Here is a 20,158-nt window from a genome sequence, read left to right as displayed (position 1 = left end):
CCAACCCCGTCCCCATCACCGGTCCAGGGGACGGGCTCGGGATCTGGAAAATGGAACGCCTCGTACACGCACAGCGGGGCGAGTGTGACGGCGGTGAACGCCGCGCACAACGGAGCCTGCCGCTGGGAGGTTCGGCGAGCCTTGGCCTGGGCGGAGCGACCGGGGGGCGAGGCGGTGCCGACTGCGAGCTGTACGGCGACCTGAGGGTTGTGTGATAGGGGCGCCCGGTGCTCGCCGGGCGCCCCTCCTGACCGGCGGCCCGGTGGCGGTGTCGGGTGTGTGCCTTGTGGCTGCCTGAGGGGGCGACGGTGGTGCCCGTCGAGACCGGGCGCCTCGTCCGACCGGCGGCCCCGTAGCGGCGTACGCTGACATTTATGGCGCCTGACCGTGCCAATGGAGGGCACACAGGGCAGGAACCGTCGAGCGATCCGAGCCTCCCGGTGTTCGTCGACTCCTCCGGCCGGCGTGCGCGCAATCTCCGGCGCGCCGGGTACGGACTGGCCGGCTGCGCGGCGGCCTACATGGCGGTGCTGGGGCTGAGCCTGATGGGCGCGACGCCCTTCGCGCCGGGGGCGCTGCTCCCCGGCGATGTGGCGGCGCCCGCCGCGCCGAAGGACCGGGCCCCGGGCGGGACGCCCCTGGCGCCGCCCGTCGACGCCTCGGACGCGGCCGGCCCCAGCGCCCTGCTCGTCCCGGGGCTCACCGGGCCCGGCCCCTCCCTGGACCCGCCCCTGGTGCCCGGCAGCCCACCGGCGCCTTCCGATGCCGACCCGCCGGAAGCGGAGGCCCCGGCGTCACAGGAGCCATCCGCACCGGAAGAGCCGGCGGACCCCGACGATCCCGCCGCTCCGACCGCTGAACCGGACCCGGACACCACCGCGCCCCCGGACCCGCCCTCGCCCGCTCCGCCCACCACTGACCCCTCCGCCCCTCCGGCACCTGAGCCCACGGAGCCGGCGCCCAGCCCGTCGGCGCCGTCCGGTGTCGCGGAGCCGCCCCCGCCCGCCGACCCCACGGTGGCCGAGGCCCCCTGATGCGGCGGCGCCCCGACCGGTCACCCGACCGTTCATCGAGGCCGTCCGGTCCGCGGCGGACCCGAGCGCCCCTGGCGCCGCGGCATCGCTTCCGCATCGTCGTCCCCTTGATCCTGCTGGCCTTCGTCGCCTCGGTCCTCCTGGTCGAGGGCTACACCACGAGGGGCTTCGCCGGTGACCAGGAAGGGCGCGACCGGCGACCGGCCACCGGCGTCCCCCGCTCGATCTCGGGCGGCGGCCCGGTCGTCGACACCACCGACAACCACCTGCGCACCTATCGCACGCCGGACAGGACCGTCGTCCTGACCTTCGACGACGGCCCCGACCCCACCTGGACGCCCCGCATCCGGGCCGTCCTCGACCGCTACGGCACGCCCGGAACCTTCTTCGTCACCGGGCAGCAGACCGCCCGGTACCCGGACGTGCTGCGCGGGTTGGTCCGCTCCGGCCACGAGATCGGCGTGCACACCTTCTCCCACCCGGACCTGACCACCCGGTCCGCGAGGGACGTCGACCGTGAGCTGTCACTGACGCAGCTCGCCCTCGCCGGGGCCGCGGGCATCCACACCTCGCTGATGCGGACGCCCTACTCCTCGACGCCCGCGGCCCTCGACGCCCCGGAGTGGTCCCTGGTCCGGCGCCTGGGCGACAAGGGCTACGTCCTGGCGTTCATCGACCGGGACACCAACGACTGGCGGCGGCCGGGTGCCCGGGAGATCGCCGACGCGGCCACCCCGACCGGGGGCAGGGGCGCGGTGGTCCTCCTGCACGACGCGGGAGGGGACAGGTCTCAGACGGTCGAGGCCCTCGGGATCCTGATCCCCCGGCTGCAGGCCCAGGGCTATCGCTTCACCACGCTCGCCGAGCTGGTCGGCGCCGAGACCCTCAGCAGCCCCCTAGGCACGGTGGACCGGTGGAGCGGCCGGATCTTCGTGGCCGCCGTCACCGTGTCGTCGACGGCGGTGACGGCCGTCAGCGCGCTGCTGCTGGTGGTCGGTTCGCTCGTCCTGGCCCGGTGCGTGCTGTTGCTCTTCCTGGCCCGGCACCACGCCCGCCGCGACCGGCGCCCCGGCACCGGCGGGCCCGGGTCCGTCACCCGGCCCGTCAGCGTCGTCATCCCCGCCTGCAACGAGAGGCCGTGCATCCCCAAGACGCTCCGCTCCCTCGCCGCGAGCGAGCACCCCGTCGAGATCATCGTTGTGGACGACGGTTCCCGTGACGGCACCGCCGACCTCGCCGAGTCACTCGCCCTGCGGAACGTCACCGTCGTCCGGCAGCCCAACAGCGGCAAGCCCGCCGCCCTCAACGCCGGTGTCCTGCGGGCCTCCCACGATCTCGTCGTCATGCTGGACGCCGACACGGTCTTCGCCCCCTCGACCGTCGGCCGCCTCGTCCAGCCGTTCGCCGACCCCCGCGTCGGGGCGGTCGCGGGCAACGCCAAGGTCGGCAACCGACGGCGGCTGCTCGGCCGGTGGCAGCACATCGAGTACGTCATGGGCTTCAACCTCGACCGCCGCATGTACGACCTGCTGCACTGCATGCCCACGATCCCCGGCGCCGTCGGGGCCTTCCGTGCCGAGGCCCTGCGAGACGCCGGGATGGTGAGCGCGGACACCCTCGCCGAGGACACCGACCTCACCATGGCGCTGCACCGGGCCGGGTGGGAGATCCGCTACGTGCCGGACGCGCTCGGCTGGACCGAGGCGCCGTCCTCGCTGCGGGAGCTGTGGCGCCAGCGCTACCGGTGGAGCTACGGCACGATGCAGGCCGCGTGGAAGCACCGCCACGCGCTGGTCGAGCGCGGCACCGCGGGCCGCTTCGGCCGCCGCGGTCTGCCCCTGCTGGCCGTCTTCCAGATCCTCACCCCGCTGCTCGCCCCGCTGATCGACATCCTGGCCCTGTACGGCCTGGTGTTCGGGAACCCGCTCACCACCGTGCTCGCGTGGTGCGGTGTGCTGGCGGTGCAGGCCGTCTGCGCCGCGTACGCCTTCCACCTCGACGGCGAGCGGCTGCGGCCCCTGTGGGCGCTCCCTCTCCAACAGGTCGTCTACCGCCAGGTGATGTACCTGGTCCTCGTCCAGGCCTGTCTGACCGCGATCAACGGCTACCGGCTGCCGTGGCAGCGGCTCAAGCGCAGCGGAGACGTGATGCTGCCACCGCAGCCCTCCACGCGCCGGACCTGAGCGGGCGCCGGCGGCGTCGTACGGGCCGGGAGGCCGTTCGGGTTGAGTTGCCCGGCCGAGGGGCCGTGAGCCTTCCTCCCGGGCGCTTTTCCGCTCAAGGTGTGATCATGAAAACTCCGCGTTTGTATCGTATGCCCCGATCTCTGGCGCACTCGGCCGGTGCGGCCGTCGTCATCCTCGCTGCGGCCCTGACCTCCGCCGCGCCCGTCGCGGCTGCCGCGCCGTCCGACGGCGGCAAGGGCCAGAGTTCCTCGTGTTACACGTCCAACACCCAGAGCCAGGGGCTCGAGAGCATCGTCTGGTCCGTCCTGTTCGGGTCCCAGAGCAACACGACGCAGACCCGGTGCAACGGCGATGCCGACGGTGACGGCGACGAAGCGAAGGAGGAGCAGCAGGGCGCCCGTGGCTTCCTTCAGCCCTTCCCGGCCTCCTGACCTGCTCCTTGTGAGTCCTGGCCCATGCGATGAGTGGGGCGTTTGGTTACCGAAGGTCCAAATGCCCCTTCTTTAAAGGGGTTTGTTCGCATGGGATGACTCGATTCGGTCAAGTCTTGGTCGAATACGTATTTGCATGGCGTGCTCTTCCGGAACGATGCGGCACGGCCCGTGTTGACGCGGGCCTGACCCCCCTCACCGTTCTGAGAGAACTCCATGAGAAGAAGCGCAGCCGTACTGTGCGGCGCGACCGTCGTCCTGGCCGGGACCCTGACCGCCGCTCCCGCCAGCGCCGACGTATCGCACTCCGCGACCACCGCCCAGGCCGCGAAGGTCACTTGGAAGAAGTGCGCCACGGACGACTCCCCGACGATGCAGTGCGCGTCGGTGAAGGTGCCGCTCGACTACGCCAAGCCGCAGGGGAAGCAGATCACGCTGGCGCTCTCCCGGGTGCCGCACACCGCCTCGACGTACCAGGGCCCGCTGCTGGTCAACCCCGGCGGCCCAGGCGGCAGCGGCCTGTCCCTGGCCGGATTCGTCGCCTCCTCCCTGCCGAAGGCGGTCGCGGCCCAGTACGACGTCATCGGCTTCGACCCGCGCGGCGTGGGCCAGAGCAAGCCCGCCCTGGACTGCAAGCCGGGCCACTTCGACCCGGTGCGCCCCGACTCCGTGCCCAGCACGCCCGCGATCGAGAAGGCCAACCTCGCCCGCGCCAAGTCCTTCGCCCAGGCCTGCGGCGAGAAGTACAAGGACGTCCTGCCGTACATCAACACGGTCAGCGCCGTGAAGGACATGGACTCCATCCGCAAGGCCCTCGGCGCGAAGAAGATCAACTACTTCGGCTACTCGTACGGCACCTATCTCGGCGCGGTCTACGCCAAGTTGTACCCCGAGCGGGTGCGGCGCCTGGTGCTGGACTCCATCGTCGACCCGACCGGGGTCTGGTACGACGCCAACATCAAGCAGGACTACGCCTTCGACAAGCGCCACAAGGCGCTGATGGCGTGGATAGCCAAGTACGACTCCACGTACAAGCTCGGCACCGATCCGAAGAAGATCGAGGCCAAGTGGTACGCCATGCGGGCGGCCCTCGCCAAGAAGCCGGCCGGCGGCAAGGTGGGCGCCTCCGAACTGGAGGACATCTTCATACCCGGCGGCTACAACAACGCCTACTGGCCCACCCTCGCCAAGACGTTCGCGGCCTACGTCAACAAGAAGGACACCGCCGCGCTGGTCAAGGCGTACGAGGACATCGCCGCCATCGACGCCTCCGGCGACAACGGCTACAGCGTCTACACCTCCGTGCAGTGCCGTGACGCCTCCTGGCCGCGTGACTGGAAGCAGTGGCGCAAGGACAACTGGGCCGTGTACGAGAAGGCCCCGTTCATGGCCTGGAACAACGCCTGGTACAACGCCCCGTGCGCGTTCTGGCCGACGAAGACGCTGAAGCCGGTGAACGTCGCCAACTCCAAGCTCCCGCCGGTCCTGCTGTTCCAGGCGACGGACGACGCGGCCACCCCGTACCAGGGCGGCGTCACCATGCACCGCCTGCTGAAGGGGTCCAGCCTGGTGGTGGAGCAGGGCGGCGGCAACCACGGCATCACGCTGGGCGGCAACGCCTGCCTCGACAAGCACCTGGCGACCTACCTCACCAACGGCAAGGTGCCGCACGGCAGCGGCACGGCCGACGCCGTCTGCAAGAAGCTGGCCGACCCGAAGCCGCAGGCAGCCGCTGCGGCGAAGACGCCGAGCAAGGCCGAGCCGGCCGTCTCGACGGCCGGGAAGACGCTGAGCGCGATCCTGGGCTTCGGCGGCTGAGCATGCCTGCCTGAGCATCGTCCGAAGCGATGACAGGGGCGCCCGGCGTCGGCCGGGCGCCCCTTGGCGTGTGTGCGTTCCGCCGGCCGCCGAGGGTTATCGGTACGACGCGATCAAGCGCGCCAGATGGCGCCCCGCAGCCTCCAGGGGTGCCTCGCTGCGGGCGACCTGGGACGCCAGTTCGGCGCCCTCCAGGGTGGCGATCACGGTGTGGGCCAGATCGCCGGCGTCCGTCTCGGCGAAGCCCGCCGTGACCAGATGCTCGGCGACCACCGTCCGCCAGCGTGCGAACGCCTCGGCGGCCGCCTGCTGGATGCCGGGGGCGCTGGTCGCCGTGCCCACGACGGTGGAGGTGACCGGGCAGCCGTCGAGCCAGTCGGAGTCGCGCAGACCCTGGACCAGGGACGCGGTGAGGGCGAGCAGGGCCTTCTCCGGTTCCGGCTCCCCGCCGAGCGACTCGCGCAACAGCTCGGCGAACTCCTCGTCGCCGAGCCGTACGGCGGCCGTGCCGATCTCCTGCTTGCCGCCCGGGAAGAAGTGGTAGACGGAGCCGAGCGTCGCCCCGGCCTCCCGGGAGATCTGCTTGATGCCCGTGCCCTCGTAGCCCTGGCGCTGCATCAGGCGTGAGGCCGTACGGACGATCCGCTCACGGGTGCCGGCGGTCTCGAGGTCGTGCGGGGCCTTGGTCTTCACGCCGCCACTGTACCGAGCTAGAGCGATCGCTCTAGCCACGTGCTAGGTTCCTCACTGGATAGAGCGTTCGTTCTAGTCCTCGTCTCAGAGATCTTAGGGGAGATATCTGTGAGCACTTCCGTCACTGTCATCGGTCTCGGGCCCATGGGCCGTGCGATGGCCGGTGCCTACCTGGACGCCGGCTACCGGGTCACCGTCTGGAACCGCACCGCGAGCCGCGCCGACGAACTGGTGGCCGACGGCGCGGTTCGCGCCGCCACCGTCGAGGAGGCGCTGGCGGCCAACGAGGTCGTCCTGCTGAGCCTCACCGACTACGCCGCGATGTACGCCGTCCTGGAGCCCGCCGCCGCGGCACTGGAGGGCCGCGTCCTGGTCAACCTCAGCTCGGACACCCCGGGCCGGGCCCGCGAGGGGGCAGCCTGGGCGGCGAAGCACGGGGCACACCATCTCACCGGCGGCGTGCAGACACCGCCGTCCGGCATCGGGTCGCAGGAGTTCGACACCTTCTACAGCGGTCCCCGGGACCTCTTCGAGCAGTACGAGGATGTCCTGAAGGTCATCACGGGCACCGACTACCGCGGTGCGGACCCGGGCCTGGCCGCGCTCTACTACCAGCTCCAGATGGACCTGTTCTGGACGACGCTGACCGCCTGGCTGCACATGCTGGCGCTGGCGGACGCGAACGGCGTCAGCGCCTCGGAGATCACGCCGTACGCGGCCGGGACGCTGGGCGGGATGGGCCAGTTCCTCGACTTCTACACGCCGCGGATCGAGGCGGGGCGGCACTCCGGTGACGTCGAGCGGATCTCGATGGCCGTGGCGAGCCTGGACCACGTCGTGCACACGACGCGGGACTCGGGCGTAGACCCGGCGCTGCCCGCCGCGGTGTTGGAGACGTTCCGGCGCGGGGCGGCGGAAGGCTACGAAGAGGACAGCCTGACCCGGCTGTTCGAGGTGTTCGGGCGGGGAGCGGCCGCCTGAGCACGACGAGCACGAGAGAGGGCGCCCCGCACGCGCGGGGCGCCCTCTCTCACGTACGGGAGAAGGTCAGAGCTTCTCGATCACGTAGTCGACGCACTTCGTGAGCGCCTCGACGTCCGCCGGGTCGATCGCCGGGAACATCGCGACGCGCAGCTGGTTGCGCCCCAGCTTGCGGTACGGCTCGGTGTCGACGATGCCGTTGGCGCGCAGGACCTTGGCGACGGCGGCCGCGTCGACCTCGTCGGTGAAGTCGATCGTGCCGATGACCTGCGAGCGCTTGGCCGGGTCGGTGACGAACGGGTTCGCGAACTTGACGTCCTCGGCCCAGCCGTACAGCGTCCGCGCGGACGTGGCGGTGCGGCGCACCGACCAGTCCAGGCCGCCCTGGCCGTTGATCCACTCCAGCTGGTCGTTGAGGAGGAACAGCGTGGCGAGGGCCGGGGTGTTGTACGTCTGGTTCTTGCGGGAGTTGTCGATCGCCGTGGGGAGGCTGAAGAACTCCGGGACGTGGCGGCCGGACGCGTGGACGCGCTCAGCGCGCTCGATCGCCGCCGGGGAGAAGACGCCGATCCACAGGCCGCCGTCGGAGGCGAAGGACTTCTGCGGGGCGAAGTAGTAGACGTCCGTCTCGGCGATGTCGACGGGCAGGCCGCCGGCGCCGGAGGTGGCGTCGACCAGGACGAGGGACCCCTCGTCGGCGCCCGGCACCCGCTTGATGGGGGCGGCGACACCGGTGGAGGTCTCGTTGTGCGTGAACGCGTACACGTCGACACCCGCCTCGGCCTGCGGCTCCGGGTGCGTGCCGGGGTCGGAGGTGATGACGGTGGGCTCGGCGAGCCAGGGGGCGAGCTTGGACGCCTTGGCGAACTTGGAGGAGAACTCGCCGAAGCTGAGGTGCTGCGACTTGTTCTCGATCAGGCCGTGCGTCGCGACGTCCCAGAACGCGGTGGAGCCGCCGTTGCCGAGCACCACCTCGTAGCCGTCGGGGAGCTGGAACAGCTCACGGATGCCCTCGCGCACCTTGCCGACCAGGTTCTTGACCGGGGCCTGGCGGTGGGAGGTGCCCATGAGGGAGGTGCCGGTCGCGGCCAGCGCGTCCAGCGCTTCCGTCCGCACCTTGGAGGGGCCCGCGCCGAAACGTCCGTCGGCGGGCTTGATGTCAGCGGGAATCTGGATCTCAGCCACGCAGGGGAGCGTAGCCGTTTCCAGAAACCTGGGCGAAACGTCGTCCGTCGGGTGAGACGGGGCGGCGGTGGGTATGGGATGGACCCATGTCGGAACTTGAGACGGAGCTTCGCGGCGCGGTCCGCGGTGACGTGGGCTTCGGCGTGACGGACCGCGCGCTGGTCACCATGGACGCGTCCAACTACCGGCGGGTCCCCCACGGGGTCGTCGCGCCCGTGGACGCCGACGACGTGGCCGCCGCCCTGGCCGTCTGCCGGGAGCACGGCGTGCCCGTCGTCGCCCGCGGCGGGGGCACCTCCATCGCCGGGCAGGCCACCGGCACGGGCGTGGTCCTGGACTTCACCCGGCACATGAACCGGCTGGTGTCGCTGGATCCCGAGGCGCGGACGGCCGTCGTGCAGCCGGGGCTGGTGCTCGACCGGCTCCAGGAGGCCGCCGCCCCGCACGGGCTGCGGTTCGGCCCGGATCCGTCCACCCACAGCCGCTGCACACTCGGCGGCATGATCGGCAACAACTCGTGCGGCTCCCACTCGGTGGCGTGGGGGACCACCGCGGACAGCGTGCGCGAGCTGGACGTCGTCACCGCGCGCGGCGAGCGGCTGCGGCTCGGGCGGGACTGGGCCGGGGCGCCGGACGGGCTGCGGGCCCTGGTGGACGGCGAGATCGCCCGGCTGCGCACCGGCTTCCCGGAGCTGCCCCGCCGTATCTCCGGGTACGCGCTGGACGCCCTGCTGCCCGAGCACGGTGCCGACGTGGCCCGCTCCTTCTGCGGCTCCGAGGGCACGCTCGGGGTGCTGACGGAGGCGGTCGTACGACTGGTCGAGGCGCCTCGCGCGCGTGCGCTGGCCGTGCTGGGCTACGCCGACGAGAGCGCGGCGGCTCAGGCCGCTGCCGGGCTGCTGCCGTTCGGGCCGCTGACGGTGGAGGGCATGTCGGCGGACCTGGTGCCCTCCGCGACCGCCCTGCCCAAGGGCACGGCCTGGCTCTTCGTGGAGACCGGAGGGGAGTCGGCGGGCGAGGCACGCGCGCGTGCGGAGGCGATCGTGCGGGCGGCCGATGTCGTGGACGCCCTGGTGGTCACCGACCCGGCGGGGCAGCGCGCGCTGTGGCGGATCCGGGAGGACGCGAGCGGTACGGCGACCCGGATGCCGGACGGGACGGAGGCCTGGCCCGGCTGGGAGGACTGCGCGGTGCCGCCCGCCCGGCTCGGGGCGTATCTGCGGGACTTCCGGGGCCTGCTCACCGAACACGGGCTGCGCGGCACGCCGTACGGGCACTTCGGGGACGGCTGCATCCACGTCCGGATCGACTTCGACCTGCTGACGGAGCCCGGGGTCGCCCGCTTCCGCCGCTTCTCGGAGGATCTCGCGGAGCTGGTCGTGGCGCACGGCGGTTCGCTGTCCGGGGAGCACGGCGACGGGCAGGCCCGGGCGGAACTGCTGCCGAAGATGTACGGGGCGGAGATGGTGGGCCTCTTCGAACGGGCCAAGGGCGTATGGGACCCCGACGACCTCCTCAACCCCGGCATGCTCGTCCGCCCCGCCCCCCTCGACGCCGGCCTCCGCTTCTCCGTCCTGCCCCGCGAACCGGTCGACGTCGCCTTCGGCTACCCCTCCGACGGCGGTGACTTCTCGGCGGCGGTACGGCGCTGCGTGGGCGTCGCCAAATGCCGTACGACGACGCCGTCCGGCTCCTCCGTCATGTGCCCGTCCTTCCGGGCGACCGGCGCGGAGGAGCACTCCACGCGCGGGCGTGCGCGGCTGCTGCACGAGATGCTCGCGGGTGAGGTGGTGACCGACGGCTGGCGCTCGACGGAGGTGCGGGACGCGCTGGACCTGTGCCTGTCCTGCAAGGGCTGCCGCTCGGACTGCCCGGTCGAGGTCGACATGGCCACGTACAAGGCGGAGTTCCTCCACCACCACTACGCCGGGCGTCGCCGCCCCGCCGCGCACTACTCGATGGGACGGCTCCCGGTATGGCTCCGGGCGGTGTCCCGTACGCGCACGGCGGCCCTGGTCAACGCCCTCGCCCGGATCCGGCCCCTGGCGTGGGCGGCGAAGCGGCTGGGCGGGATCGCGCCCGAGCGGGAGATTCCGCGGGTGGCGAGGCGGACGTTCAGCCGGTGGTGGGAGCGGCGCCGGGGGGAGACGGCTCCCGGTTCGGGCGACCTCGTCATCCTGTGGCCCGACACCTTCACCGAGCACCTCTCGCCCTCCGTCGGGCAGGCCGCCGTGCGGGTGCTGGAGGCGGCCGGGCTGCGGGTGGGGCTGCCGCCGACGCTGCGGCTGGTGGAATCGCCGGTGGGTGACGGGCGGACGGTGGCGATGGATCCGCTGTCGGTGCTGCGCGGCCGGGGCCGGGTCTGCTGCGGGCTGACGTATGTGTCGACGGGCCAGCTGGACCGCGCCCGAACCGTCATGCGCCGCACGCTCGACCTGATGGAACCGGTGCTGGAGACCGACGCCCCGGTCGTCGTCCTGGAGCCGAGCTGCGCCGCCGCCCTGCGCACCGACCTCCCCGAGCTGCTGCACGACGACCAGCGCGCGGCCCGCCTCGCCGCGAAGGTCCTCACCTTCGCGGAGACACTGGAACGCCACGCCCCCGACTGGACGCCGCCGCGCCTGGACCGTCCGGTGGCCGGCCAGACCCACTGCCACCAGCACGCGGTGCTGGGCGACACCGCCGACCGCCGGCTGCGCGCCGCCGCCGGGCTCTCCGGGGAACTGAGCGGCGGCTGCTGCGGCCTCGCGGGCAACTTCGGCTTCGAGAAGGGCCACTACGAGGTGTCCGCGTCCTGCGCGCAGGAGCAGCTCCTGCCGTCGGTGCGGGAGGCCCCGGACGGCACGGTGGTCCTGGCGGACGGCTTCTCCTGCCGCACGCAGCTGGAGCAGCTGGCGGGGGTGCGGGGGAGGCATCTGGCGGAGGTGCTGGCGGCGGGGCTTGAGGGGGACCAGGCAGGAGGGGGAGCCGCCCCCGCGGGCGAACGCGGACGCGCTTGAGGCGTTCGGACCACGCGACGGGCGGACCCGAGTGTCTGAGCCGGAGGAGGGCCGGGGCCGCTCCTAGGCTCGCGGGGTCAGCCACTCGAAGGAGCCCGCGTATGAGCATCCGCGTCAGACCGATCACCCGTGACGAGCACCTCGCGTTCGTCGCGGCCCGCCCCTCCGCCAGCCACACCCAGGTCCCGTCCTGGGGCGAGGTGAAGCCCGACTGGCGGGCGGAGAGCCTGGGTTGGTTCGACGCGGTCGGGCGGCTCGTCGGCGCCGGGCTCGTACTGCTGCGCCCGCTGCCGGGCCCGCACCTGCCCGGGCTGCGGAGATACCTCGCGTATCTGCCCGAGGGCCCGCTCGTCGACTGGCACGAGCCCGGCCTGGAACGGCTGCTGGAGCCGATGCTCGCGCACCTGAGACGCCGGGGCGCCTTCGCGGTGCGGATGGGTCCGCCGGTCGCGGTGCGCCGCTGGAGCGCAGAGGCGGTCAAGGCGGGCATCGCGGACCCGGCCGCCGCGCGGCTGAGTGACGTGCGGGCGACGTCGTACGACCCGAAGGCCGGCCGGATCGCGGGCGATCTGCGCCGCATGGGCTGGCGGCAGACCGAGACCGGCGGCGAGAGCGGCTTCGCGGCGGGGCAGCCCCGGTACGTCTTCCAGGTGCCGTTCGCCGGCCGGTCGCTGGACGACATCCACGGCGGCCTGAACCAGCAGTGGCGGCGCAACATCAAGAAGGCCGAGCAGGCCGGCGTGAAGGTCGTACGCGGCGACATCGAGGATCTGCCGGCCTTCCACGAACTGTACGGCGAGACCGCCGAGCGCGACGGGTTCATCCCGCGCCCGCTGTCCTACTTCCAGGGCATGTGGAGGGCGCTGACCGCCGAACACCCGGACCGTATGCGGCTCTACCTCGCCTACCACGACGGCGAGGTGCTCGCCGCCGCGACCATGCTCACCGTCGGCGACCACGTCTGGTACTCCTACGGCGCCTCCACCAGCCGCCGACGCGAGGTCCAGCCGAGCAGCGCCGTGCAGTGGCGCATGATGACCGACGCGCACGCGCTCGGCGCCGCCGTCTACGACCTGCGCGGGATCACCGACACCCTGGACGAGTCCAGCGACCTGCTGGGCCTGCTCCGCTTCAAGGTGGGCACCGGCGGCGAGGCCGTCGAGTATCTCGGCGAATGGGAGTACCCGCTCAACCGGCTGCTGCACAAGGCGTTCGGCGTCTATCTGTCGCGGCGCTGACGTCCCGGCTGATGTCTCGGAGCCCGAGACAGAGGCAAAAGGGCTTCACGCACCTGACTGAGTCCATTACTCTGGACTGGGAAGTACATCGGGATGTACATGGAGTGCAGGCCGGTGTACGCACAGCCCGCACCCCGAGCCCGACCAGCACAGGACCGCCCGTGACCACGCCCGCCAGCGCCACCAACGCCACTACGCCGCAGTCCGCGACGGCCGCCACGCCCTCTCCGGCCGGCGGCCCCGGCCGTCTCGGACCCCTCGGGCCCGTGGGCCTGGTGCTCGCGGGCGGCGTCTCCGTGCAGTTCGGCGGCGCGCTGGCGGTGACCCTGATGCCGAGGGCGGGCGCCCTCGGGGTGGTGGCGCTGCGCCTGCTCGTGGCAGCGGTCGTCCTGCTGCTGGTCTGCCGTCCGCGTCTGCGCGGCCACTCGCGCACCGACTGGGGCACGGTCGTCGTCTTCGGCATCACCATGGCCGCGATGAACGGCCTCTTCTACCAGGCCGTCGCCCGCATCCCGCTGGGCCCCGCCGTCACGCTGGAGGTCCTCGGCCCGCTCGCCCTCTCGGTCCTGGCATCCCGCCGCGCGATCAACTTCGTCTGGGCGGCTCTCGCCCTCGCCGGTGTCTTCCTCCTCGGCGGCGGAAACTTCAGCGGCCTCGACCCCGCGGGAGCGGCCTTCGCCCTGGGCGCCGGTGCCATGTGGGCGGCCTACATCGTCTTCAGCGCCCGCACGGGCCGCCGCTTCCCGCAGGCGGACGGGCTGGCCCTGGCGATGGCGGTCGGCGCCGTGCTGTTCCTGCCGCTGGGCATCGCCGAGTCGGGTACGAAGCTGCTGGACCCGGTGACACTGGGCCTGGGCGCGGCGGTGGCCCTGCTCTCCTCGGTCCTGCCCTACACCCTCGAACTCCTCGCCCTGCGCCGCCTGCCCGCCTCCACCTTCGCGATCCTGATGAGCCTGGAACCGGCCATCGCCGCGACGGCCGGCTTCCTCATCCTCGACCAGGCCCTCACCGCCATGGAGGCCGCCGCGATCGCCCTCGTCGTCGCGGCGAGCATGGGGGCGGTGCGTACGCAGGTGGGGCGGGGGCGCAAGAGGAGGGCGGCGCTGGAGAGCACGGGGCTGGAGGGCTAGGACCTGTCGTTTGGATCAGGTCGCGGGGCATCGACAGCGCCTCTCGACGCTGACGGCTCTTGCCGTGGTGGGTGGATCAGGTGCTCGACCGTGGCCGCGATGGCGGATCGCGTCAGCGGACCGCTCGCGCCCGGCGCAGCGGCCACACGACGAGAACGACCAAGCCTGTCACCTGTCGTGAAGGGATACACCCATACTCTCGCGAGTCGCGCGAAACCTGCCGGTTGTCCCCCAGTACGTAAACACCGCCTGCCGGTACGTCAACGCGCTGCAGCCGGCACACGCCTTCCGCTCGGACACCGTCACCGACGAGGAAGCTGTCCCCGCCGGTGGCGGCCACCCGCTTGACCATCCTGCGCCGACTGCTTCCTCCCTCAGGGCCCTTGGTGTCAGCGGTGAAGACCACGATCTGGCCGCGAGCCGGAAAACACCGCGTCAGAACTGCTCTGCGGATCACCAGGAGCCGGTCATCGACAAGCAGCGTCGGCGCCATGGAGTCGGATACGACACGAACGAAACAGGTAAATGAAGCGATCATCGAGAACGTCAGCGTCAGCACGGCCAGATAAACAAGCTCTGCAGTGTGCACTCATCACTCCCTGAGCCACCAGCCCTCGGAGCGTCGGCTTGATCGGCCGACCCTCCGGCACGGGCCTGTACGGCTCGTCAGCTCAGTGCCATCCTGAAGTCCGGGATGGCTGTGCTTTGAGCTTCACCCACCCTGAGCACAGCCGAGGCTCGCCTCACCTGATATTTGACGTCCCCCAGAAGCACGGGCCCATTCGCCTGCGCCGAGAACGGGGCCGGAAGAAGAGCCTCGTCGAATTCCTCGGGGGTGACGATGTCCAATTCGACGTAGGAAGCCGGTTCGGAGATCAACCGGGTCAGTTCCAACGGGAACCAGACTGAGTCCGTCTTGAAGGAGTAGTGCACACTGCCACCGGGCACGAAGTTGACGTACTCCGAGGAGTCGGTCCGTGCGCTGTGGAAGTAGGAACGGAGGAACAGGTCCTGCCGCCGGCCGTTGTGCACGATCACGGCACGCTGGAGCACCAGGCTGCAGGCCACGAACGATCCCGGATCAGAGACGCTCGGATGGTCCACCAGCGTCATGAAGATGCGGTGGCCATTGTTGAGGTAGCTTTCGAATACGCTCATGGCCTCGGGCTCCATCTCGATTCCATGGCGTTCCTGCCAGCGCACCAGTTCGTCGGGAGTCCAGGCCATGCTCGCGTTGAACACCTCAGAGGTGCGCAGGTTGTCCAGGTACTTCTCCGGGTAGCCCGCCGGAATTCCCGTCCCCGTCACCTGCTCTACCCGCTCGAATATGCCACCGTTCCCCACTTTCACCCGTGCCTCTTCGGGTGCGGGGCCCGCCCAAGTGACGACGAGTCCGTCATCGAAATGCATCGGTGCGTCGCCACACTTCAGGTCGGCATGGACAGACCGCGAAAAGTGGACCATCAAGCCTGCCAGGATGATTGCCGCGCACGTCATGATGACAATAAGCATGGGAATTCTCCGTCTCTGGCGATCCGAATCCCCCCTTCGCCCCTCTCGCCCACCCTTTCGCATACCACCGTAACTGCCGCCACATGGGTCCGCATCCGCGCAGCGGACGCCTCACCAGGCCTAAAAAGATCGTGAACGCGAATATACAAGCATCAACAATTACGTTCCGGCATGCAGGCGAGCGGAACTTCTCCTAGTGTGAATTCCATACCGATTCACTCTGCGTTCCGCGAAACCGGCACGGGATCCGACTGCATCGCCGGCGTGGGAGCCGGCGGGTGCCACGGCCGGTGGTCGGCCCGATGGAGGACCCGCCAGGAGTGCCCCAAGGAGTACCACCATGAGCACACGACGCTCCCTCTTCCACCGCTCCCGCTCCGCATTCGCGTCTCTCGCGGGGAGAATCGCCGGCGACCTCGCCGAGTACGTCGACCGGCGCATCGGCTGGGACAAGCTGGCCGTGCTTCCGGGCCTGGCGGTCCTCTACGGACTGCGCGTGAGGCTCCGTCAGGAGAACCTCCACGACACCACGCACCTGCCCTCGGTCAACCTTCCCGATCCCGGGCCGAAGTCCGAGCAACACAAGGTCAATCGAAGCGCCGACGGCAGCTTCAACAACCTCGACGCGCCCCGGACGGGCATGGCGGGCACACGCTTCAACCGCAACTTCCCGCTGGACAGGATCCCGTCGGCCACGCCCGAGGACATTCTCTCCCGGCCCAACCCGCGCGAGGTCAGCCGGGCCCTGCTCACCCGCCACGAGTTGATCCCGGCCGAGTCGGTGAACTCCCTCATCTCCACCTGGCTGCAGTTCATGATCCGCGACTGGTTCAGCCACGGCACGAGTCCTGAGGACCGGCCATGGGAAGTGCCCCTCATGGACGACGATCCCTGGCCGGAGCGCCCGATGCGGATCATGCGGACACCCGACGACCCGACCCGGGACCCACGGGCGGGTGCCGACATGCCCGACACACGCGTCAACGTCTCCTCCCACTGGTGGGACGCGTCGCAGGTCTACGGGTCGAGTGACGCGGAGCAACGCCAGTTGCGCACCGGTGAGCTGGGCAGGCTGCGGCTGTGGGACGACGAGCAGACCCCGTTCCCAGACCCCTCTCGCGACCCTTCGCGGGTGCCCGGCTTCTGGCTGGGCCTGGTGCTCATGCAGAACCTGTTCGCCCAGGAACACAACGCCATCTGCGACCACTTGCATGCCGCGTATCCGTCCTGGGACGACGAGGAGCTGTTCCAGCGGGCGCGGCTCGTCAACTCCGCACTCATCGCCAAGATCCACACCGTGGAGTGGACGCCGGCTGTGATCAGTCATCCCACGACCGTCAAGGCCCTGCAGACCAATTGGTGGGGCCTCGCGGGGGAACGCGTCCACGACCTTCTCGGCCGGATCAGTGGCAGCGAGCTCATCAGCGGCATCCCCGGCGCCGAGACGGATCACTACGGGGCTCCGTTCGCCCTCACCGAGGAGTTCGTGGCCATCTACCGTATGCATCCGCTGATCCGCGACGATTGGCACCTGCGCTCCGCTGTCGACAACGAGACCCTGCGCCACTGCACTTTGCGCGACATCTCCGGACCCGAGGCGCTGAAGGTCCTCGAGACCACGAGCATGGCCGACCTGCTCTACAGTTTCGGCACGCTCCACCCGGGTCTGGTCACCCTGCACAACTTCCCGAAGTTCCTCCAGGAGTTCCAGCGCCCCGACGGGCACCTGCAGGACCTCGCCGCCACCGACATCCTGCGCAGCCGGGAGCTGGGCGTCCCCCGCTACAACGAGTTCCGCCGGCTTCTGAGGATGAAGCCAGCGGCGAGCTTCGAGGATCTGACGGACGATCCGGAGTGGGCCGAGGAAATCAAGCGGCTGTACGGGAACGACATCGAGAAGGTCGACCTGACGGTCGGCATGTACGCCGAGAGGCTTCCGGCCGGGTTCACCTTCAGCAACACCGCGTTCCGCATCTTCATCCTGATGGCTTCGGTCAGGTTGAGCAGTGACCGCTTCTTCACCTCGTACTACACGCCGGAGGTGTACTCCAAGGCCGGGATGGCCTGGATCGACGACAACACCATGGCCACGGTGATCCTCCGGCACCACCCGGAGCTGCGCCCGGCCCTGGCGGGGCTGAGCAACGCGTTTGTGCCATGGCACACGGCACAGTCCGGCACGGGCGGTTGACGACATCACCCTGCGCCACGCGTCTCACAACTGGACAACCGGCTGCCGGGCAGAGCCCTGTTGATGTCGGTCTCGCCGCACACTCCTTGCTGCGAGCAGCCCGGATCCGCCGGATCCTGGACGCGGGAGACGTCGTGGCGCAGATCGACACCAGCAAGGTCAGCCGCTGGGACCAGCACGGCCGGGAGCACGTGGTGCGGGTGCGGCGCACGGGTGTGCAGCGCACGATCAGGTGCTCCACCTGCGGCTGGCGCAGAGGCACGCAGTTCCTGCCCTGGCTGAAGGCGGAGGAACACCTGGCGGAGGCCCACCAGGCGACGGTGGACCCGACGTCCGCGGCGTGACGCGCCCGGCAAGCACTACCAGGACTCGCGCGCTGCCCGTATCCGGCCGAGCCACTCCTCACCCAGCCGCCGCCCGTTCGGAAGCTGGTCGTCTCGATCCCAGCGCCACGCCGAAATCACCGCCAGCACCAGGATCCGGCACTGGCGCAGCAACTCCTGATCGACCCCCGGATAGTGCTCGCCGACATCCTCGGGCGCATGGGCGAGGTCGAATTCGACGGGCCCACGGCAGCACGTCTCCAGGTCGATGAACAGCAGCCCGTTCCCCGTGCTGAGCAGGTTGCCCGGGTGCGGTTCGCCGTGCAGCAACTGCTCGGCGCCGCCGTGCTCGCCGATCGCCCGGCTCAGACTTCGCAGCGTGTCGCTCAGTAGCTCCCGGTCCGCGTCGGAGAGCTCCGGAGTGCGGTCGGGGTCCGCCACGAGGCGCTGAGCCTGCTCGACCCGGTCCGTGAAGTGCGGTGTCGGAACGTCGAGTTCGCGCATGCCGGCATGCAGGCGTGCGAGCGCGTGAGCGTAGTCGGCGGGTGGGACCTCGCGCGGCGTCGCGGGTTCGTAGTAGGTCCACAGCGTGATGACGAAGCCGTCTCGCTCATACGGGCGTGGCTCCACTCGCGGTTCCAGAGCGGCGACCGGACACCCGGCTTCGGCGAGCCGCCGAGCCAGCTCGACCTCGAACTCGGCGATCTGCTCCGCTACGGGTGCCACCCGGGCCAGCACGTCACAGGGCAGCAGACGCAGGGTGAGCTTGTTCGAGTCATGAAGAACGATCGCGTCGTCGGCTGCCAGGCCGAGCGCCGAGGCGGTCGACATGGCCGTGGCCATCGCACGCTGAACTTCTGGCGCCTTCATGGTCGCCTGCCTCTTTTCCTCTTGGCGTGACCGAGGACCACACGCCGAACCAGGCGAGCACGGCCGCGCACGCCTCGGCGGCGTGTCCGCACCACCACGCCTCCGGCGGAATCAGGAACCCGTCCCAGCTCACTCACGGCGCTCACCCCACCGCCCGCCACTCACCGACACCCACCCACCCCTGAGCGCGCGACGCGGAACCCCACGTCGTCGATCCTGAACGTCGGATGACTACGACGCCGCACCGAGGCCCGGCAACTCCAGTGCTCGTCGGACCAGCCCCCGCCCCGCAACACCCGGTACGTCCCGTAGACCTCGGCGTCGTAGAGGTCCCAGCACCAGTCCCAGACATTGCCCAGCATGTCGTACAGCCCCCACGCGTTGGCCTGCTTCCGACCCACGGCGTGGACCCGCTCGCCCGAGTTCCCCCGATACCAGGCGACCTCGTCGAGCGGGCCGTAACGCGGCCCCGCACTCCCGGCCCGGCAGGCGTACTCCCACTCGGCCTCGGTCGGCAGCCGGTACGCGTCGGCGGAGCCGTCCCACTCGACGGCCTCGGCCTCGCCGAGCATGCGATACGCGGGTGTCAGCCCCTCCGCCACCGAGAGGGCGTTGCAGAAGGCGACCGCGTCCCACCACGAAACGCCCTCGACAGGCAGCCGCTCCCCCCGAGCGGTACTGGGCCGCTCACCGGTGACCTGGGCGTACAACTCCTGGGTGACAGGGAAGGCCGCCATCCGGAAGGCCCCGACCTCGGTCGTCCAACTCCGCCGCGTCCGCCGGTCGGACAGCGTCACCGTCCCGGCCGGGACGGCGACCATCCCGTTTCCCACGCCTACGCCAACTCCCATGTGGGGGGAGCCTATCCGCAGATCACTGCCGCCGTACCGGTGACGCTCCCGCTGCGGGCGGCGGATGGCGGATGGCGTGCGGGCATGGCGATGACGGGGAAGCAGCGGGTCCTGTACCGGCAGGGCACCGGATTCTGGCGGATGACGGCGAAGTGGGCGTTGGTCTTCGGGGCCCTGGCCCTGCTGGACGGCGGACTGATCCGGTCGTGGGGGGACGCTCTGGTCTGGCCGTTGACCGGGGTCCTGCTGTGGGTGCCGTGCGGGATCGGCGTCGTCTGGTACTCGAAGAAGGACCAGCGCGTCGAGCTGACAACGCGTGAACTGCGGGTGCGGCGCAAGCGACTGCCGATGGAGAACGTGAACCTGCTGCACGTGGCACGGCTGTGGCTGGAGGGGCGGTCGACCGCGGACGACCAGCCGGTGTCGGACTGGGCACGGCTCGACCGGGTGGTGTGGATACCGCTGCTGGACGGCCGGGCGTTCGGCGTGGAGTTCCGTGACCCGGCCGCGTTCGCCAAGGTCTTCGGCGCCTTCGCGATCGAGGCGTGCGGCGGGCCCGACATCGTCCGCGCGAGGGCGGCGACGGAGACCTACCCGGAGCCGCGCCCGACGCGGTCGCGCCCTGCCGGCGACGCAGGCTCGCGGCTGGATTTCCTGGACATCTTCAACTGACAGCCGTGAACGTCGGCAAGCGGGCGCACTGTCTCAGGGACACG

17 protein-coding genes are annotated in these 20,158 nt (G+C 70.8%); 11 read left to right on the top strand and 6 right to left on the bottom strand.

All coding sequences use genetic code 11. The features are described from left to right. The first annotated feature begins 374 nt into the window (after positions 1-374). The 4 genes from ACFZBT_RS28725 to ACFZBT_RS28710 all read left to right on the top strand — a co-directional run bounded on the left by ACFZBT_RS28725 (position 375) and on the right by ACFZBT_RS28710 (position 5,469). Positions 375-1,034 carry a hypothetical protein gene (locus tag ACFZBT_RS28725; protein ID WP_391109284.1) on the top strand — a complete coding sequence of 220 codons (660 nt, stop codon included), beginning with the start codon at positions 375-377 and terminating at the stop codon, positions 1,032-1,034. Further along, entirely contained in the window at positions 1,034-3,217 is a 2,184-nt protein-coding gene (locus tag ACFZBT_RS28720) for a glycosyltransferase (protein WP_391109281.1), read from the top strand. The genes ACFZBT_RS28725 and ACFZBT_RS28720 overlap by 1 nt, the downstream gene beginning before the upstream one ends. A gap of 131 nt (positions 3,218-3,348) precedes the next feature. After that, positions 3,349-3,651 carry a hypothetical protein gene (locus ACFZBT_RS28715; RefSeq protein ID WP_391109275.1) on the top strand — a complete coding sequence of 101 codons (303 nt, stop codon included), beginning with the start codon at positions 3,349-3,351 and terminating at the stop codon, positions 3,649-3,651. Between the two features lie 216 nt (positions 3,652-3,867). Then, positions 3,868-5,469, top strand: coding sequence for an alpha/beta fold hydrolase (locus tag ACFZBT_RS28710; protein WP_391109272.1), 1,602 nt, complete (start codon positions 3,868-3,870; stop codon positions 5,467-5,469). A 96-nt stretch (positions 5,470-5,565) separates the two neighbouring features. Here the strand turns inward: ACFZBT_RS28710 and ACFZBT_RS28705 are convergent, their stop codons facing one another. Then, positions 5,566-6,162 (bottom strand): TetR family transcriptional regulator C-terminal domain-containing protein, encoded by a 597-nt coding sequence (locus ACFZBT_RS28705; RefSeq protein WP_391109269.1) that lies wholly within the window; start codon positions 6,160-6,162, stop codon positions 5,566-5,568. 108 nt (positions 6,163-6,270) lie between these two features. On the opposite strand from ACFZBT_RS28705, the gene ACFZBT_RS28700 reads away from it, so the two are divergent. Continuing rightward, on the top strand, positions 6,271-7,143 hold the full coding sequence (locus ACFZBT_RS28700; protein WP_391109266.1) for an NAD(P)-binding domain-containing protein: 873 nt from the start codon (positions 6,271-6,273) through the stop codon (positions 7,141-7,143). Between the two features lie 66 nt (positions 7,144-7,209). Here the strand turns inward: ACFZBT_RS28700 and serC are convergent, their stop codons facing one another. Continuing rightward, entirely contained in the window at positions 7,210-8,328 is a 1,119-nt protein-coding gene (gene serC, locus ACFZBT_RS28695; RefSeq protein WP_391109263.1) for a phosphoserine transaminase, read from the bottom strand. Between the two features lie 86 nt (positions 8,329-8,414). Between serC and ACFZBT_RS28690 the strand changes: the two genes are divergently transcribed. The 3 genes from ACFZBT_RS28690 (at position 8,415) to ACFZBT_RS28680 (ending at position 13,695) form a co-directional block, all read left to right on the top strand. After that, positions 8,415-11,327: an FAD-linked oxidase C-terminal domain-containing protein gene (locus ACFZBT_RS28690; RefSeq protein ID WP_391109261.1), complete on the top strand. Its 2,913-nt coding sequence runs from the start codon at positions 8,415-8,417 to the stop codon at positions 11,325-11,327. A gap of 101 nt (positions 11,328-11,428) precedes the next feature. Further along, positions 11,429-12,565 carry a peptidoglycan bridge formation glycyltransferase FemA/FemB family protein gene (locus ACFZBT_RS28685; protein WP_391109258.1) on the top strand — a complete coding sequence of 379 codons (1,137 nt, stop codon included), beginning with the start codon at positions 11,429-11,431 and terminating at the stop codon, positions 12,563-12,565. Between the two features lie 161 nt (positions 12,566-12,726). Further along, positions 12,727-13,695: an EamA family transporter gene (locus ACFZBT_RS28680; protein WP_391109256.1), complete on the top strand. Its 969-nt coding sequence runs from the start codon at positions 12,727-12,729 to the stop codon at positions 13,693-13,695. A gap of 112 nt (positions 13,696-13,807) precedes the next feature. On the opposite strand, the gene lepB is transcribed toward ACFZBT_RS28680, so the two are convergent. Continuing rightward, entirely contained in the window at positions 13,808-14,284 is a 477-nt protein-coding gene (gene lepB / locus ACFZBT_RS28675; protein ID WP_391109253.1) for a signal peptidase I, read from the bottom strand. A gap of 77 nt (positions 14,285-14,361) precedes the next feature. Then, positions 14,362-15,207: a hypothetical protein gene (locus ACFZBT_RS28670; protein WP_391109250.1), complete on the bottom strand. Its 846-nt coding sequence runs from the start codon at positions 15,205-15,207 to the stop codon at positions 14,362-14,364. A gap of 340 nt (positions 15,208-15,547) precedes the next feature. Between ACFZBT_RS28670 and ACFZBT_RS28665 the strand changes: the two genes are divergently transcribed. Beyond that, on the top strand, positions 15,548-17,398 hold the full coding sequence (locus ACFZBT_RS28665; RefSeq protein ID WP_391109247.1) for a peroxidase family protein: 1,851 nt from the start codon (positions 15,548-15,550) through the stop codon (positions 17,396-17,398). A 134-nt stretch (positions 17,399-17,532) separates the two neighbouring features. Next, positions 17,533-17,742 carry a hypothetical protein gene (locus ACFZBT_RS28660; protein WP_391109433.1) on the top strand — a complete coding sequence of 70 codons (210 nt, stop codon included), beginning with the start codon at positions 17,533-17,535 and terminating at the stop codon, positions 17,740-17,742. A gap of 15 nt (positions 17,743-17,757) precedes the next feature. On the opposite strand, the gene ACFZBT_RS28655 is transcribed toward ACFZBT_RS28660, so the two are convergent. After that, positions 17,758-18,591: a phosphotransferase gene (locus ACFZBT_RS28655; RefSeq protein WP_391109244.1), complete on the bottom strand. Its 834-nt coding sequence runs from the start codon at positions 18,589-18,591 to the stop codon at positions 17,758-17,760. 161 nt (positions 18,592-18,752) lie between these two features. After that, complete coding sequence (locus ACFZBT_RS28650) at positions 18,753-19,442, bottom strand: SUMF1/EgtB/PvdO family nonheme iron enzyme (protein ID WP_391109242.1); 690 nt, start codon at positions 19,440-19,442, stop codon at positions 18,753-18,755. Positions 19,443-19,526: 84 nt separating this feature from the next. Between ACFZBT_RS28650 and ACFZBT_RS28645 the strand changes: the two genes are divergently transcribed. Continuing rightward, the gene (locus ACFZBT_RS28645) at positions 19,527-20,114 is read left to right on the top strand and encodes a hypothetical protein (protein WP_391109240.1); all 588 of its coding nucleotides are present in this window, start codon (positions 19,527-19,529) and stop codon (positions 20,112-20,114) included. The last annotated feature ends 44 nt before the right edge of the window (positions 20,115-20,158 follow it).

Source organism: Streptomyces sp. NPDC008137, assembly GCF_042957035.1.
In the GTDB taxonomy this organism is placed as follows: domain Bacteria; phylum Actinomycetota; class Actinomycetes; order Streptomycetales; family Streptomycetaceae; genus Streptomyces.
This window is presented reverse-complemented; position numbering and strand designations above follow the sequence as displayed.

What these genes read in the sequence shown, in the direction of transcription:
- ACFZBT_RS28650 (WP_391109242.1), bottom strand. Translation starts at nt 19,442, where the DNA reads ATGGGAGTTGGCGTAGGCGTGGGAAACGGGATGGTCGCCGTCCCGGCC.
- ACFZBT_RS28670 (WP_391109250.1), bottom strand. Translation starts at nt 15,207, where the DNA reads ATGCTTATTGTCATCATGACGTGCGCGGCAATCATCCTGGCAGGCTTG.
- ACFZBT_RS28685 (WP_391109258.1), top strand. Translation starts at nt 11,429, where the DNA reads ATGAGCATCCGCGTCAGACCGATCACCCGTGACGAGCACCTCGCGTTC.
- ACFZBT_RS28690 (WP_391109261.1), top strand. Translation starts at nt 8,415, where the DNA reads ATGTCGGAACTTGAGACGGAGCTTCGCGGCGCGGTCCGCGGTGACGTG.
- ACFZBT_RS28645 (WP_391109240.1), top strand. Translation starts at nt 19,527, where the DNA reads ATGGCGATGACGGGGAAGCAGCGGGTCCTGTACCGGCAGGGCACCGGA.
- ACFZBT_RS28725 (WP_391109284.1), top strand. Translation starts at nt 375, where the DNA reads ATGGCGCCTGACCGTGCCAATGGAGGGCACACAGGGCAGGAACCGTCG.
- ACFZBT_RS28655 (WP_391109244.1), bottom strand. Translation starts at nt 18,591, where the DNA reads ATGAAGGCGCCAGAAGTTCAGCGTGCGATGGCCACGGCCATGTCGACC.
- ACFZBT_RS28715 (WP_391109275.1), top strand. Translation starts at nt 3,349, where the DNA reads ATGCCCCGATCTCTGGCGCACTCGGCCGGTGCGGCCGTCGTCATCCTC.
- ACFZBT_RS28720 (WP_391109281.1), top strand. Translation starts at nt 1,034, where the DNA reads ATGCGGCGGCGCCCCGACCGGTCACCCGACCGTTCATCGAGGCCGTCC.
- ACFZBT_RS28665 (WP_391109247.1), top strand. Translation starts at nt 15,548, where the DNA reads ATGAGCACACGACGCTCCCTCTTCCACCGCTCCCGCTCCGCATTCGCG.
- ACFZBT_RS28710 (WP_391109272.1), top strand. Translation starts at nt 3,868, where the DNA reads ATGAGAAGAAGCGCAGCCGTACTGTGCGGCGCGACCGTCGTCCTGGCC.